Here is a 14595-nt window from a genome sequence, read left to right as displayed (position 1 = left end):
CATGACCGTTTCCCGTCCTGTCCGCGCCGGCCTCACCGTGCTGGCGTCCGGCCTGGTGCTGGCGGGTTGCGCGAGCGCGCCCGCATCGGCGCCGCGCGGCCCCGTCGAGCTCAATCTCGTCGCCCTCAACGATTTCCACGGCAATCTCGAGCCGAGCAAGTACAGCTACGCGCCTGCGGGCAGCGATAAGAAGCAGACCATCCAGGCCGGCGGCATCGACCTGTTGAAAGGCGCGCTGGATGCCTTCCGCAAGGAAGACAAGGACCTGCTGTTCGTCGCCGCCGGCGACCTGATCGGCGCCAGCCCGGCGATGTCCTCGATGTTCGCGGACGAACCGGCGATCGAGGCCATGAACCGCATGGGACTGGTCGCGAGCTCGCTGGGCAACCACGAGTTCGACCAGGGCAGGGAAGAGCTGCTGCGCCAGCAGCACGGCGGCTGCGAGTCGCCGCGCCCGAGCAAGGCCTGCCAGCTGACGAAGGACTTCCGCGGCGCCGGTTTCAGCTACCTGGCGGCCAACGTGGTCGACGCGCAGACCGGCAAGAACCTGGTGCCGGGCTGGCGCGTCGTCGACGTCAAGGGCGTCAAGGTCGGCCTGGTCGGCGCGGTGCTGAAGGACACGCCCTCGGTGGCGGTGGCTTCGGCCGTCAAGGGCCTGTCCTTCCTCGACGAGGCGGAATCGATCAACAAGATGATGCCCGCCATGCGCGCCCAGGGTGCGCAGGTGTTCGTGGTCCTGATCCACGAAGGCGGCCACACCGGCGAAGCCTTCGACAAGACTTACTGCGACGGCCTGCAGGGACCGATCGTCGGCATCGTGAAAAAGCTCGACCCGGCGATCCGCCTGGTCATCACCGGCCATTCGCACAAGGGTTACCTGTGCAAGGTCGACGGCCGCGTCGTGACCCAGGCCGACTATGCCGGTCACGTGCTCTCGCGGATCAAGATGACGGTCGACGGCGCCAGCGGCCGCGTCGACGACATCCAGGTGCGCAATGTGGTGATGGCGCCGGGCGCTTTCACCCCGGATGCGCAATTGAGTGCCTACCTGAACGACGTGCGCGCGCGCAGCACCGCGGAACTGGCCAAGCCGGTTGCGCGCATCGGCGCCGCCGGCGTGCCGCGCAAGGAGAGCGAGTCGGGCGAATCGCCGCTGGGCAACTTGATCGCCGATGCGGTCGTCGCCGCCACCCGCGACCAGGGCGTGCAGCTCGGCTTCATGAACCCGGGCGGCATCCGCAAGGACCTGGAAGCGGGCAGCAATGGCGTGGTCAGCTTCGGCCAGGCCCAGGCCGTGCTCCCCTTCGGTAACACGCTGGTGGTGCTGGACATCACGGGCGCGCAACTGCGCGCGATGCTCGAGCAGCAGTGGGACCGTCCGGGGAACAGCCAGTACATGCTTCAAGTCTCGCGCGGCTTGTCGTATGCCTGGGACAGCACCCGTCCGGTGGGCCAGCGCCTGGTGCCGGGCAGCCTGAAGGTGGACGGCAAGCCGGTCGAGGAGAATAAAACCTACCGCATCGTGGCCAACAACTTCCTGGCCGAAGGCGGCGACAACTTCCCGGCCCTGGCCCAGGGTGTCAATCGCAAGGACCTCGGCATGCGCGACCTCGACGCCCTGATCGCCTACCTGAAGCAGAACCCCGATATCGGCGCAAGCTCGCTGGCCGCGCCCCAGCCGCGCATCCAGAAAGTGCGCTGACCCTGGAATTTTGAAACGCAACAAGGAACGAACATGAAAAAACTCGCTTGTGTACTCGCGCTGGCAGGCGCCTTCGCCTCGACCGACGCACTCGCCTGGGGCAAGGACGGCCACAGCGCGGTAGGTGCCATCGCCGACAAGCTGATCAAGGGCAGCAAGGCCGAACAGCAGGTCAAATCCATCCTGAATCCGGGCGAAACCCTGGAATCGATCTCGAGCTGGCCGGACTGCGTGAAGGGCACCTATTGCGGCCCGCAGAGCCCGGACATGATCGAATACGTGAACGCGAACCCGAAGCACAGCGAGTACCACTACACCGACGTGCCGTTCCAGCTCGACCACTACCATGACGGCGCCGCCGGCACCTTCGACGACGACATCGTGCAGACCCTGAAGCAGGCGATCGCCGTCCTGCAGGGCAAGGACACCCCGGCCACCAACCCGCACAAGTTCACCAAGCGCCAGGCGCTGATCCTGATCACCCACATGACCGGCGATATCCACCAGCCGCTGCACGTGGGCGCCGCCTTCGTGAACAAGGAAGGCAAGTTCGTGGTGCCGAAGACCAAGGCCGAGATCGACGAAACCGCGATCTTCGATTCGCGCGGCGGCAACAACTTCATCATGGACGACGAAAAGCTCACCGGCCTGGTGGCCAAGCTGTCGAACGTGATCCCGCCGGAAGAAGCGAAGCCGCTGAAGGAAGGCGTGCCGAAGGCGCTGACCAAGCCTTTCCACTCCTACTGGGACAGCACCACCGTCAACTACGCCTTCCGCCGCATCCAGACCAAGACCCCGGAAAAGTTCGCGCAGGCCGCAATCGACAGCAAGCCGGCCATCGCCGCGCCGACCGGCGACTTGGCGACCTGGCCCTACCAGTGGGCCGACGATGCGCTGGCCGTGTCGAAGCGCGCCTTCGACGGGGTCAGCGTCGGCAAGATCACGCCGCAGACCAGCAAGAAGGGCGAGACCTATTACACCTGGAGCCTGGAAGTGCCGCAGAACTATCCGGTGCCGAGCTCGCAGATTGCCAAGGAACAGCTGATCAAGGGTGGGTATCATCTGGCGCAGTTGCTGCAGGCGATTTACCAGTAAGTAATTGTTCGCGTGGGCACAGGGTGCCCACGCGAACGCCGCTCAAAACCGCCGCGTACCGCAGGGTGCGCGGCGGTTTTTGTTTTGTGCCGTTAGAATGTCGACAATCTTATCTTTGCATCCATTCATGCGCACATCCTGCCTCCTGGCCCTCGCGGCCGCCTCCCTCCTGCCCACGCTCGCCGCCGCCCAATCGAAGCCCGCCGACCGCGTCGAACCGGTCGAGCGCAATCTCCCGCTGTGGGAAGCCGGGATCGGCGCCGCCGGTTTCAGCACCCCGGCCTATCCGGGCGCGTCGGACCGCTCGAACCGTGGCCTGGTCCTGCCTTTCCTGATCTACAGGGGCAAGGTCTTCCGCGCCGACCAGAACGGCGTCGGTGCGCGCCTGCTGAACACCGACAAGGTGGAATTCGACATTGGCTTCTCGGGTTCGCTGCCGGCGCATTCGGATGACGTCGAGGCACGGCGCGGCATGCCGGACCTGGGCACGCTGCTGGAATTCGGGCCGCGCGTGAAGTACAAGTTTGCCGACCTGGGCGAGCAGGGGAGGGTGCGCTTCGACCTGCCGCTGCGCGCCGTGATCGAAGCCCGCGGCGGCCTGCGCCGCCAGGGCTGGACGATGGAGCCGCGCGTGGTATGGGAAAACCGCGGCGAAGGCGCGCGCTGGACGCTGGAAGCCCAGCTCGGCGCCGTGTTCGGCGACCGCCGCGTGAACCGCTATTTCTATGAGGTGGAACCGCAGTACGCGACGGCGGAGCGTCCGGCCTACCACGCCGATGCCGGCCTGATGCTGGTGCGCACTGGGGTAGGGGGCACGCTGCGCCTGAACCCGGACCTGCGCCTGTTCACCGCACTGCGTTACGAGGTGTATTCGGGCGCGGCCAACGAAGACAGTCCGCTGATGCGCAAGTCCAGCGGGACGTCGGCGTTCGTGGGATTGGTGTGGACTTTTGCACGCTCGCAGGCGCGAGCACGCGGGGCGGAGTAAGTGTCAGCGTGGGCTCGGGAGCCCACCCTACGCATCCGGTAGGGTGGGCTCCCCGTGCCCACGGTCGCTTTAGCGGGACTTGACGAAAGGTTTGCCGATGGCTTTCGGCGCCACCGACTTCGCCATCAGACCGGCCAGCACGACCACCGTGACGACGTAAGGGATCATCTGGATCAGCGAGCCCGGGATGCGGCCGACCACCGGCAGGTCGACGCCTTCGAGCTGGATCTGGATCGCACCGAACAGGCCGAACATCAGGCAGCCCAGCACCGTGAAGATCGGGCGCCAGTTGCCGAACACCAGGGCGGTCAGGGCCAGGTAGCCGGCGCCGGCCGACATGTCGCGCAGGAAGAAGCCGCTCTGGACGATGGCCAGGTAGGCGCCGGAGAACGAGCACAGCACGCCGGCCACGAACATGGCCAGGTAGCGGGTGCGCTCGACCGAGACGCCGGCGGCATCGGCCGCGTGCGGGTTCTCGCCGCAGGCGCGCAGGCGCAGGCCGAAGCGGCTGTGGTAGATCACCCAGTGCACGATCGGCACCAGCAGGAACGCCAGGTAGACCAGGATCGACTGGCCGCCGATCACGTGGCCGTACAGCCAGCCGATCACCGGGATGTTGTCCATGGCCGCGGTGCCGGGGAAGACCACGTCGGTCAGGCGCGCGGCGCCCAGGTCCGGCGTGCGGCCGCCCTGCTGGAAGAAGAACTGGGCCAGCACGAAGGTCAGGCCGCTCATCGCGATGTTGATGGCGATGCCGCACACCAGCTGGTTGCCCTTCTGCGTGATGGCGACGAAAGCCTGGACCATGGCCAGCGCGCTCGACACAAGCACGCCGGCCAGGATGCCGTACCACGGATTCTGGGTCGTGTAGGCGACCGCGGCGGAAACGAAGGCCGAGGCCAGGATCTTGCCTTCCAGGCCGATATCGACCACGCCGCTGCGTTCGGCGAACAGGCCGGCCATCGCGGCGAACATCAGCACCGGCGCATTGCGGATCGTCGAGACGACGATGCTGGCGAGATGAAGGTCTTCCATTTTATTTACCCTTACCGAGGTTGATCAGTTTCAGAACGGCCGGCCCGTAGAAGTTTTCCATCGCGCCGCAGAACAGGATGATCAGGCCTTGAATGAAGATGAAGGTCTCTTGCGGAATGTTCGGTTTTTCCAGCGAGAGGTCGAAGCCGCCCTGGATCAGGGCGCCGAACAGCACCGACGACAGGAAGATGCCGATCGGGTGCTGGCGGCCCATCAGCGCGATCGCGATGCCGACGAAGCCGGCGCCGGCCGGGAAGTTCAGCGACAGGTAGTGCGTCGAGCCGAGCACCGAGTTGACCGCGGCCAGGCCGGCCAGCGCGCCCGAGACCAGCATGGTGACGATGATGGTGCGGCTGATCTTCACGCCGGCGTAGTGCGCCGCGTGCTGGTTCAAACCGGTCGCGCGCAGCTTGTAGCCCCACGAGGAACGCCACACGGCCACGCCGTAGATCACCAGAGCCACGATCGCGATCAGGAAGCTGATGTTGAGCGGGGTGTCGCCCAGGACCGGGAACCAGGCGTTCAGCAGCGGCATCGCGGCGGCGTCGGAGAACACGCGCGAAGCCGGATTCTGCTCGCCTTCCGGGATCATGTACTTCACGATCAGGAAGTTCATCAGGCTGGCGGCGATGAAGTTGAACATGATGGTCGTGACCACCACGTGGCTGCCGCGCTTGGCCTGCAGGTAGCCCGGCAGGAAGGCCCACAGGCCGCCGAACAGGGCCGCGCCGATCATGCCGATCGGGATCAGGGCCCAGGCCGGCATGCTGGCATCGAACGCCAGCATGGCCAGCGTGATACCGAGGCCGCCGACATACATCTGACCTTCGGCACCGATGTTGAACAGGCCCGCCTGCATCGCGATCGATACCGCCAGACCGGTGAAGATGAAGGTCGAGGCGTAGAACAGCGTGTAGGCCAGTCCTTCCGGATTGACGATCGCGCTGTTGATCAGGATCTGCATCGATTCCAGCGGGCTCTCGCCCAGCAGGTGGATGACGAGCGCCGCGACCAGCAGCGCCGACAGCAGGTTCAGGATGGGCAGGACGAAACCCGTGGCCCAGCGTGGGAGTTCAGTGGTCTTCATGTTATGACTTGTGCAGGCCGCCCATCAGCAGGCCGATGCGGGTGGTGTCGAATTCTTCGATCGGCAGGATGCCGGTGATGCGCCCGCCCGACATCACCAGGATGCGGTCGGCCAGGGCGCGCACTTCTTCCAGTTCCACGGAGGAGAGCAGGATCGCCACGCCCTCGTCGCGCAGGCGCAGCAGCTGGGTGTGGATGCTCTCGATGGTGCCGATGTCGACGCCGCGGGTCGGCTGCCCGACCAGCATCATCTTCGGCTTGGCCGCGACTTCGCGCGCGATCACGACCTTCTGCTGGTTGCCGCCCGAGAGCAGGCCGATACGCAGGTCCGGATTGTTCGGACGCACGTCGAAAGCCTGCATCAGGCCGGCGCAGCGCTGAGCGATCTTCCTGAAGTCGAACAGGCCCCAGCGGTTCTTGACGTGGTCCTGGTAGCCGAACACGGTGTTCTGCATGACCGAGAAATCCTTGATCACGCCGTCGCGCAGGCGGTCTTCCGGCACGTGGCCGATGCCCAGTTCGCGGAAGGTGGCGGGCAGGCCGTCGGCATTCGAACGGCCGGCGAAAGGCAGGTCCTTGCCGAGAAACTCCACTTTACCGGCGCTCGGCAGGCGCATGCCGGACAGGATCTCGAGCAGCTCGCTCTGGCCGTTGCCGGACACGCCGGCGATCGCCACGACTTCGCCGGCGCGCAGGGTGAAGTCGATGTCGGACAGCAGGGCCACGCCGTTGGCGTCCTTCAGCTGCACATTCGAGACCTTCAGCACCTCGGCGCCCGGCTTGTAGGGCGCGCGCGGCAGCTCGCTCTGGATCGGGCGGCCGACCATCATGTTGGCCAGCTGTTCCTTCGTGGTCTCCGCGGTTTTCACGGCGCCGACCACGCGGCCGGCGCGCATGACCGTCACCTCGTCGGTGATGTCCTTGATCTCCTGCAGCTTGTGGGTGATCAGGATGATGGTCTTGCCCTGTTCCTTGAACAGACGCAGGATTTCGAACAGCGACGCGGTTTCCTGGGCGGTCAGGACGGCGGTGGGCTCGTCCAGGATCAGGATGTTGGCGCTGCGGTAGATCTGCTTGAGGATCTCGACGCGCTGCTGGGCGCCGACCGACAGATCGTGGACGGTGGCCAGCGGATCGACGTCGAGGCGATAACGCTCGCAGATCTCGCGCAGCTTCGCTTCGACGGCGCCGCGCTTGGCAGCCAGCTTGAAGCCGCCTTCGTTGCCCAGCATGACGTTGTCGAGCACGGTCATGTTCTCGACCAGCATGAAGTGCTGGTGCACCATGCCGATGCCCAGTGCGATGGCTTCGTGGCTGGTGCGGATGTCCTGCGCCTGGCCATCGATCAGGACCTGGCCCTTGTCGGCGTTGTAATAGCCGTACAGGATGCTCATCAGGGTCGACTTGCCGGCGCCATTTTCACCGATCACGCCGTGGATCGAACCTTTGGCAATCGAGAAGCTGACGTCTGCATTCGCCTGCACCGCCCCGAAGGCTTTGCTAATGTTGCGAAATTCTACGGCTGGCTGCATAGCGATCTGTAGTCAGAGTAAGTAAAGACGGAGTGCATTATTCAAAAACGCGCCGCGCCGGGGAAACCGGCGCGGCGCGCTTGTGGTGGGACCCTGCCAAACCTACTGCGCGTTGCATTTTCGGTCTGCGATGCTCGCTGTACCGTAAGTACAGCTGCGCTTCTCAACCGAAACTGCTGCCGCTCGCTACGGTTTTGCAGGGTCCTTTTACGTTATGGGAATACCTTTATTGTGGGCACGAGCCGGCAGCGCGGTAATCAACGACCTTGATCTTGCCGCTGATGATGTCGGCCTTGGCCTGGTTCACGCGTTTTTCCATGGCTGCGGGGACGATGGCGCGGTTGTTCTTGTCCAGTGCCCAGTCGACGCCGCCTTCCTTCAGGCCCTTGTAGGTCACGCCGGAAGAGAACTGGCCGGCCTTGGCCTGCATCAGCGCATCGTAGGCGGCGTTGCCGACGTTCTTGACCATCGAGGTCAGTACCGAACCCGGCTGGATGTCGTTCTGGTTGGAGTCGACGCCGATCGCCAGCTTGCCCTTGGTCTTGGCCATCTGGATCACGCCCAGGCCCGAACCGCCGGCCACGGCGAACACCACGTCGGCGCCGCGGTCGAACTGCGCACGCGCCAGTTCGCCACCCTTGGCCGGGTCGTTCCAGGCGGCGGCGGTGGTGCCGACCATGTTCTGCTGCACGTCGATCTTCGGATTGATGGCCTTGGCGCCCTGGCTGTAGCCGCAGGCGAAGGCGCGGATCAGCGGGATGTCCATGCCGCCGACGAAGCCGATCTTGCCCGACTTGGCTGCCATTGCGGCGGCCACGCCGGCCAGGTAGGAGCCTTCCTGTTCCTTGAACAGGATCGAGTTGACGTTCTTGCCGGTGGCGTTACCGTCGATCAGCACGAAGTGCACGGCCGGGAATTCGGCGGCGATCTTCTGCACAGCCTGGGTCTGCGAGAAACCGACCGAGATGATCAGGTCCAGCTTCTTGCGGGCGAGGCCGCGCAGCACCTGCTCGGCCTGGGTATCGCTGCTGGCCTGGGCTTCGAAGACGTTGATGCCGTTTTGTTTCTTGAAGCGCTCAATGCCTTCGGCTGCCGACTGGTTGAACGACTTGTCGAACTTGCCGCCGGCGTCGTAGACGATGCCCAGCTTCGGTGCACCCGCTGCCGCGGCGGCGCTACCGGCGACGCACAGCGCCGCGATCGTCATACTGAGTTGCTTGAATTTCATGTAAATGGCTCCTGGAATCCTGATATTGTACCCGGCGCAAGGGCTGCGATGGGAAGCGGCAAAGCAAGGACCAGCAATCCGCGGCCCTGTGCCAGCGGATTTTGTCAAATCTAGATATATCCTGTCGTTACGATTTGTATCGGTCGAAGCCGGGCGCAAGGGCGCAATCCGGAGACCTTCAGCTTTGCAAACTATGCATCAGCCCGTTTATTCGTGGCAAATACGATTTTACTTCGCAATTTATTTAGTTGAAATATAAATAGTGCACCTTTTCAGGTGTTTCTAACAGAAAACCACAGCTGTTAGCCTGTGCGTAATAACAAAAAGGCTAAAGCTAGAGTGAGTGCTCTATTTGCCGGAGACCGGGAGTTCGGCCGTTGCAGGAAGGATGGCTGCGCCGGGCGGCGGCAGCAGGACGGGCGCCGCATCGATAGCGGCGGCAGCGATGGCCGGTGCGGAAATCACGCCGGCGGCAGCGGCGATGGCCTGGACCTGGGCTTCGATCTGCACCTGCGCCTGTACCTGTTCGGAGGCCGGGCTGCCGGCCGCAGCGGCTTCGGCCAGCGATTTGCCGAACTGGGCGGTCAGGAAGTTCGCGATGCGGCTCTGCGTGTCTTCCAGGTAAGGGATATTCATGTGGTCCGACTCGGGCACGATGTCGTCGCCGCACAGCTGGGCCAGCTTGGCGACCAGCTGGTCGGTATGCGAGTGCGGCACCACGTCGTCGAAGGCGGCGCGCAACACATAGGTCGGGGCCTTCAGCGCCGGCGCGTATTTGATCGACTCGAAGCGGTGGCGCAGCATGTACTCGATCGGCATTACGCGGAACTTGCGCTTGGCGATCGCCAGGATCGAATCGTAGGGCGTGATCAGGACCACCGAATGCGCCGGACGCTCCTTCGCGACCTGCACCGCCACACCGGAACCCAGGCTGCGGCCGACCACCGCGATGCGTTGCGGATCGACGTGGGCGCGCGCACGCATCCAGTCGAACAGCATGCAGCCATCTTCGACCATGCGGATCTCGGCCGGGTCGCCATGGGATTCGCCGTAGCCGCGGTAATTCACCGCCAGCACGGTCATGTTGGGGAACAGCTTGCCGGCATCGCGCACCACCCACGACACTTCCTCGGAGCGGCCGCCGAAATAGATGACGGCCGGATGCGGACCCGGAATCTTGGGCGTCATCAGCCAGCCGCACAGGCGGGTGCCGTCGGCGGCGCGCAGCACCACCGGACGGGTGCGGTGACCGCTGCTGCGCGGGCTCTTCACTTCGCGCTCGACGGTCGGATTGAACACCAGGCGTCGCTGGTTGGCCGCGACCGCGGCCGTGAGGCCCAGCCACAGCATGCTGGCAAAGCCAGCCATTCCCGCCGCTACTTTTTTCCGAGTGTCCATGCTTTCAGTCTACCTCTGCCATCGTGAAACGTTCTGTGCGCTGAGGTACAAAGCCATGGAAGCGTGTTAATTACCTGCGCAACGTTGCCATAACGCAACAATACCATGACTGAGGCGAGGCTGCAGGCCACCCGTTCATTGCTCAATGCATGGTCGGGCCGGCGGACGGCGCATACAGTTCTGCCTTGTGCAGCGCCTGCTCGACGCGCGCGTCGGCGGGCAGGGTCTTGAGCTCGGGCTTGTCCTCGACCGGGCTGACGCCTTTTACGCGCATGCCCTGTTCGTAGACCATCTTGCTGCCGAACCAGCCCGACACGAACACGCCCAGCGCCGCCAGCGCGCCCATGGCCAGGGTGGCGCCGCTGCCGCCATGCTTGTATTCGTTGCGGCGCATGGCGACATTCGCCGCCGTCAGCGCCAGCGCGCCGCCGTTCAGGATCGCGTGCACATTCGCCGTGCGCTTGACCTCGGTTTCCGACTCGATCGCCATGTAGTCCATGGCACCGGCGACGCCCGCCGCCAGCCCGCCGATCAGGCCGCCCGTCAGACTGTAGAACCCGGCGTTCGCGTAGTCGTCGTTGTCGGTGGAGCGCGCCATCGCGTCCAGGATGAAGCCGAAGGGAATCAGGGCGGCGGGCGCAACGATCAGCATCGGATGCAGCGGATGGCCGGCAAAGGTCGATTTGGGCATGTGTTCCTCCGTGAGATGGGAGCTTGTGCGGACTGTCGAGGGGAGTGGGCAGTGTGGCACAAGCCGTCCGTACGACTCGCACGCTAGACGGGCATCGTCATGCGCTCTTTTGTTCAGCGGCTGCTGTCGTCGACGTTCTGGTAGCGCAGGTGCTGGCTCGGCAGCAGCCTGGGCGGTGTGGCGCAGTTGCACACGCACTCATCGTTTTCCAGCGCAACCAGCCGGCCGTTGAAGCGCTCGGGCGTGCGCGGCCCCGTACAGCGGATAAGACCGGTGCTGCCGCAGGCATGGCAGCTGACTTCATCGCCTTCGAGGGCGACACGGGCGCCATCGATCGTTATGCGGCTCGAGGCCGAGGTGACGACGCCGTTGGCAGTCGTGCGGGCGCCCAGGGTAATGAGGTGGCGTTTCATGGGGGCCATGGTATCGGTTAAGATGGTCAATCATTTTGATCCCTTCCGTACCTTATTGGAGACGATGTGCACTACCTGCTGATGTACGAACTGGCCCCCGATTACCTGGCCCGCCGCGGCGAATTCCGCAACGAACACCTGAAACTGGCCTGGGAGGCCGAGCAGCGCGGCGAGATCGTGATCGCCGGCGCCCTGGCCGAACCAGCCGACTACGCTGTCCTGCTGTTCAAGGGCGACTCGCCGGAAGTGGCCGAGCGCTTCGCCAAGGCCGATCCCTACGTGACCGAAGGTCTGGTCCAGAGCTGGATCGTGCGTCCATGGACCACGGTGGTGGGCAAGGACGCGACCACGCCGGTGCGCCCGGAATAATCCGGACCCAAGCCGGAAAATCCTACTTTGCCGGCAGCAGCTTCACGACCAGATTGTGGGTCGTGAGCGCAAACGAGCCGTCCGGCGCGCGCGCCACGCCTGCCGGCCGATCCAGGCCGCCGGGCAGGGCGCCCAGAACGATGCCCTGACGGCCGGCGACGCCCGCCACGGTGCTGGTCACGTTGTCGAGGTTGATCCTGCGGATGGTGGCGTTGCCGGTGTCCGCGACATACAGATCGTTGCCCTCGACCGCGATGGCGCTGGGTGCGCACAGCCGCGACACGGTCGCGCTGCCGTCAGTCGCCCCGCACTGGCCGGCCTGGCCCGCCAGCGTGCTGACCTCTCCCTTGGGGTTGATCATCCGGATGGTCGAGTTGCCGGTATCGACCACGTACAAGTTATCCCATTCGTCCACGCCGACATCCTGCGGGTTGCAGAAGCGCGCCGTGCCGCCGCGGCCGTCCGCGCTGCCGCACACGCCCGGCGAACCCGCCACCGTGGTGACGTTCCCGGCGCCGTCGATGCGGCGCACCGTGTGGTTGCCGGTGTCCGCGATCCAGAGGTTGCCGCGGCGGTCCAGCACGATGCCTTTCGGATTGCAGAACTGGGCGCCGGTCGCGCGCCCGTCGACGCTGCCGCAGGTGCCGTTGCCGGCTACCGTGCCGACCGTACCGTCCGCGGCGATCCGGCGCACCACCGAGTTGCCGGTATCGGTCAGGTAGACGTTGCCCTGGGTGTCGGTGCTGAGCCGGGACGGCTGGTTGAAGCGCGCGGCGCTGCCCTTGCCGTCCGCGTAGCCGACCGCGCCCAGCGCGCCGGCCAGGGTCGTGACCACGCCCTGCGGCGAGACCTTGCGGATGGTCGCGCTGGTGGGCTCCGCCACGTACAGGTTGCCGGCCGTGTCGGCGGCGATGCCTTCCGGCGCGTTGAAGCGCGCCGCCGCGCCGGTGCCGTCCTTCGAGCCCGAGCAGACGTCGCAGACGTCCCCGGCGATGGGGAAGAGGCCGGTGGCGCCCTGCGGCCGGTCGGGCCAGCTGGGCCAGTCCGGATGGTTGGGCCAGGGGTAATCGGGGCCGTCGTGCCACACGACGCCGATGCCGATGCCGACGTCGCCGCCGCAGCTGGCGAGGCCGAGCGCAGCGAGTAGTGCCGCGCAGCGCAAGAGCGATTTCATGACAGGTCTCCCGTGGTTGACCCATCGAGCATAGTCGTCGTGTACCGATCCGGCATGCGCGCACGCAAAGCGGAAATGGCGTGTCCATGCAGGGGCCGTTTCTCTGACCCAAAAGCCACGCTACGGTGGATTGCGACTGTATCTCTCATCCATTCGCTGCGTCGTCTTCGTGCTGAGGTAATATCTCCGCGCTAACAAAACTCAGCTGGGGACCCATGCACACTGCCGTCAACCTGTGGCCGCTGCTCGGCATTGCCGTCGTCGTTGCCGGATTTCTGCTGCGCGCGAATCCGGTGCTGGTCGTGATCGCCGCCTGCGCGGTGACCGGGATCGCCGGCAGCCTGTCGCCGATCCACCTGCTGGAATCGCTCGGCACGGCCTTCGTCAAGACGCGCAACCTGCCGCTGATCCTGCTGCTGCCGCTGGCGGCGATCGGCCTGCTCGAGCGCGCCGGGCTGAAGGAACATGCCCAGGCCAGCATCGCAAAGATCCGCTCTGCCACCACCGGGCGCCTGCTGACGGTTTATCTGCTGGTGCGCGAGCTGGCCGCCGCCTTCGGCCTGACCAGCCTGGGTGGGCATCCGAACATGGTGCGGCCGCTGGTGGCGCCGATGGCCGAAGCCGCCGCCGAGGCACGCTATCGGGAGAAAAATCGCAGCCTCGACGAAGCGATGCGCCAGCGCATCCGCGCGATGAGCGCAGCCACCGACAACGTCGGCCTGTTCTTCGGCGAAGACGTGTTCGTGGCCTTCGGCGCCATCGTGCTGATGCAGACCATCCTGCGCGCCGAGGGCCTGGAAGTCGATCCGCTGCACATGGCGCTATGGGGCATCCCGACCGCGGTGACGGCCTTCGTGATCCACGCCTGGAACCTGCGCCGGCTCGACGCCCGCATCCTGCGCGGTGCCGCGAACGGCGGTGCACGATGATCCTCGCGCTCGACGATTTCTACATCCTGGTCGGCCTGCTGTTCGCGGCCACCGCCATCATGAACCTGCGCGACCGCAGCAATCCGCGCCGTTTCACGAGCGCGCTGTTCTGGGGCCTGTACGCGCTGCTCTACCTGGCCGGCGCGCGGATGCCGCCCGCGGCGACCGGCCTGCTGATGGTTGCGATGGCGCTGGTGGCGGGCAGTGGCCTGGTCAAGGGCGGCAAGGCCGAGCTGCCGACGGAAGAGGCGCGGCGCGCCAGTGCGTCGAGGCTGGGCCACAAGCTGCTGGTGCCGGCGCTGGCGATCCCGGTCGTGACCATGATCGGCTCGACGCTGCTGAAGGACGTGCGCATCGATGCCGCCCCCTTATTGGACGCGAAGAACCTGACCCTGGTGAGCATGGGCTGCGGCTCCATCGTGGCTTTGCTGCTGGCCTGCTGGCTCACGCGCGCCACGCCGCTGCAGGGCGTGCGCGAGGCGCGCCGCCTGATCGACGCGATGAGCTGGGCGGTGGTGCTGCCGCACATGCTGGCCGTGCTCGGGCTGCTGTTTTCCGAGGCCGGCGTCGGCAAGGCGGTGGCCCACATCACGACCTCGTACATTCCGATGGATTCGCGCCTGGTCGCCTGCGCCGCCTTCTGCATCGGCATGGCGCTGTTCACGGTCGTGATGGGCAACGGCTTCGCCGCCTTTCCGGTCATCGCCGGCGGCATCGGGATTCCGGTGCTGGTCGGGGTGTATCATGCGAATCCGGCCGTGATGGCGGCGATCGGCATGTTCAGCGCCTATTGCGGCACCCTGATGACGCCGATGGCCGCCAACTTCAACATCGTGCCGGCGGCCCTGCTCGAGCTGCCGGACAAGAACGCCGTGATCAAGGCCCAGCTGCCGACCGCGCTGCCGCTGCTGCTGGCGAATATCGTCCTGCTGTACTTCCTGATGTATCGATAAGC

14 protein-coding genes are annotated in these 14595 nt (G+C 65.5%); 6 read left to right on the top strand and 8 right to left on the bottom strand.

From position 1 onward, the window contains the following. The first annotated feature begins 1 nt into the window (after window position 1). The 3 genes from NX782_RS14995 to NX782_RS14985 all read left to right on the top strand — a co-directional run bounded on the left by NX782_RS14995 (window position 2) and on the right by NX782_RS14985 (window position 3785). On the top strand, window positions 2-1702 hold the full coding sequence (locus NX782_RS14995; protein ID WP_258846280.1) for a bifunctional metallophosphatase/5'-nucleotidase: 1701 nt from the start codon (window positions 2-4) through the stop codon (window positions 1700-1702). Between the two features lie 33 nt (window positions 1703-1735). Beyond that, window positions 1736-2797 (top strand): S1/P1 nuclease, encoded by a 1062-nt coding sequence (locus NX782_RS14990; protein ID WP_258846278.1) that lies wholly within the window; start codon window positions 1736-1738, stop codon window positions 2795-2797. A 127-nt stretch (window positions 2798-2924) separates the two neighbouring features. Beyond that, window positions 2925-3785 (top strand): MipA/OmpV family protein, encoded by an 861-nt coding sequence (locus NX782_RS14985; RefSeq protein WP_258846277.1) that lies wholly within the window; start codon window positions 2925-2927, stop codon window positions 3783-3785. A 69-nt stretch (window positions 3786-3854) separates the two neighbouring features. On the opposite strand, the gene NX782_RS14980 is transcribed toward NX782_RS14985, so the two are convergent. The 7 genes from NX782_RS14980 to NX782_RS14950 all read right to left on the bottom strand — a co-directional run bounded on the left by NX782_RS14980 (window position 3855) and on the right by NX782_RS14950 (window position 11168). After that, window positions 3855-4820 carry an ABC transporter permease gene (locus NX782_RS14980; protein ID WP_258846276.1) on the bottom strand — a complete coding sequence of 322 codons (966 nt, stop codon included), beginning with the start codon at window positions 4818-4820 and terminating at the stop codon, window positions 3855-3857. Window position 4821: 1 nt separating this feature from the next. Next, the gene (locus tag NX782_RS14975; RefSeq protein WP_258846275.1) at window positions 4822-5907 is read right to left on the bottom strand and encodes an ABC transporter permease; all 1086 of its coding nucleotides are present in this window, start codon (window positions 5905-5907) and stop codon (window positions 4822-4824) included. Window position 5908: 1 nt separating this feature from the next. Further along, a complete protein-coding gene (locus tag NX782_RS14970) occupies window positions 5909-7438 on the bottom strand; it encodes an ABC transporter ATP-binding protein (RefSeq protein WP_258846274.1) in 1530 nt (509 codons plus the stop codon). A 226-nt stretch (window positions 7439-7664) separates the two neighbouring features. Then, entirely contained in the window at window positions 7665-8666 is a 1002-nt protein-coding gene (locus NX782_RS14965; protein ID WP_258846273.1) for a BMP family lipoprotein, read from the bottom strand. Window positions 8667-9014: 348 nt separating this feature from the next. Beyond that, a complete protein-coding gene (locus NX782_RS14960; protein WP_258846272.1) occupies window positions 9015-10034 on the bottom strand; it encodes an alpha/beta hydrolase in 1020 nt (339 codons plus the stop codon). A 172-nt stretch (window positions 10035-10206) separates the two neighbouring features. Beyond that, window positions 10207-10755: a DUF2231 domain-containing protein gene (locus tag NX782_RS14955; RefSeq protein WP_258846271.1), complete on the bottom strand. Its 549-nt coding sequence runs from the start codon at window positions 10753-10755 to the stop codon at window positions 10207-10209. 113 nt (window positions 10756-10868) lie between these two features. Beyond that, a complete protein-coding gene (locus NX782_RS14950) occupies window positions 10869-11168 on the bottom strand; it encodes a PAAR domain-containing protein (protein WP_258846270.1) in 300 nt (99 codons plus the stop codon). A 66-nt stretch (window positions 11169-11234) separates the two neighbouring features. Here NX782_RS14950 and NX782_RS14945 point away from each other — a divergent pair, with 66 nt between their 5' ends. Then, window positions 11235-11537 (top strand): YciI-like protein, encoded by a 303-nt coding sequence (locus tag NX782_RS14945; protein ID WP_258846269.1) that lies wholly within the window; start codon window positions 11235-11237, stop codon window positions 11535-11537. A gap of 22 nt (window positions 11538-11559) precedes the next feature. Here the strand turns inward: NX782_RS14945 and NX782_RS14940 are convergent, their stop codons facing one another. Beyond that, window positions 11560-12711, bottom strand: a complete 1152-nt coding sequence (locus NX782_RS14940; RefSeq protein ID WP_258846268.1) for an NHL repeat-containing protein — start codon at window positions 12709-12711, stop codon at window positions 11560-11562. Window positions 12712-12926: 215 nt separating this feature from the next. Here NX782_RS14940 and NX782_RS14935 point away from each other — a divergent pair, with 215 nt between their 5' ends. Together NX782_RS14935 and NX782_RS14930 are read left to right on the top strand one after the other, a co-directional pair. Next, window positions 12927-13640, top strand: coding sequence for a DUF969 domain-containing protein (locus tag NX782_RS14935; protein ID WP_258846267.1), 714 nt, complete (start codon window positions 12927-12929; stop codon window positions 13638-13640). Further along, window positions 13637-14593: a DUF979 domain-containing protein gene (locus tag NX782_RS14930; protein WP_258846266.1), complete on the top strand. Its 957-nt coding sequence runs from the start codon at window positions 13637-13639 to the stop codon at window positions 14591-14593. The genes NX782_RS14935 and NX782_RS14930 overlap by 4 nt, the downstream gene beginning before the upstream one ends. Window positions 14594-14595 lie beyond the last annotated feature (2 nt).

Source organism: Massilia norwichensis (genome assembly GCF_024753245.1).
GTDB classification, from domain to species: Bacteria; Pseudomonadota; Gammaproteobacteria; order Burkholderiales; family Burkholderiaceae_D; genus Telluria; species Telluria norwichensis.
Note: the sequence above shows the minus strand (reverse complement) of the source record. Positions and strands in the feature narration are given on the sequence as shown.

Coding starts and splice junctions, on each gene's coding strand:
- NX782_RS14940 (WP_258846268.1), bottom strand. CDS start 12,711: ATGAAATCGCTCTTGCGCTGCGCGGCACTACTCGCTGCGCTCGGCCTC.
- NX782_RS14990 (WP_258846278.1), top strand. CDS start 1,736: ATGAAAAAACTCGCTTGTGTACTCGCGCTGGCAGGCGCCTTCGCCTCG.
- NX782_RS14995 (WP_258846280.1), top strand. CDS start 2: ATGACCGTTTCCCGTCCTGTCCGCGCCGGCCTCACCGTGCTGGCGTCC.
- NX782_RS14930 (WP_258846266.1), top strand. CDS start 13,637: ATGATCCTCGCGCTCGACGATTTCTACATCCTGGTCGGCCTGCTGTTC.
- NX782_RS14975 (WP_258846275.1), bottom strand. CDS start 5,907: ATGAAGACCACTGAACTCCCACGCTGGGCCACGGGTTTCGTCCTGCCC.
- NX782_RS14950 (WP_258846270.1), bottom strand. CDS start 11,168: ATGAAACGCCACCTCATTACCCTGGGCGCCCGCACGACTGCCAACGGC.
- NX782_RS14985 (WP_258846277.1), top strand. CDS start 2,925: ATGCGCACATCCTGCCTCCTGGCCCTCGCGGCCGCCTCCCTCCTGCCC.
- NX782_RS14935 (WP_258846267.1), top strand. CDS start 12,927: ATGCACACTGCCGTCAACCTGTGGCCGCTGCTCGGCATTGCCGTCGTC.
- NX782_RS14965 (WP_258846273.1), bottom strand. CDS start 8,666: ATGAAATTCAAGCAACTCAGTATGACGATCGCGGCGCTGTGCGTCGCC.
- NX782_RS14955 (WP_258846271.1), bottom strand. CDS start 10,755: ATGCCCAAATCGACCTTTGCCGGCCATCCGCTGCATCCGATGCTGATC.
- NX782_RS14970 (WP_258846274.1), bottom strand. CDS start 7,438: ATGCAGCCAGCCGTAGAATTTCGCAACATTAGCAAAGCCTTCGGGGCG.
- NX782_RS14960 (WP_258846272.1), bottom strand. CDS start 10,034: ATGGCTGGCTTTGCCAGCATGCTGTGGCTGGGCCTCACGGCCGCGGTC.
- NX782_RS14980 (WP_258846276.1), bottom strand. CDS start 4,820: ATGGAAGACCTTCATCTCGCCAGCATCGTCGTCTCGACGATCCGCAAT.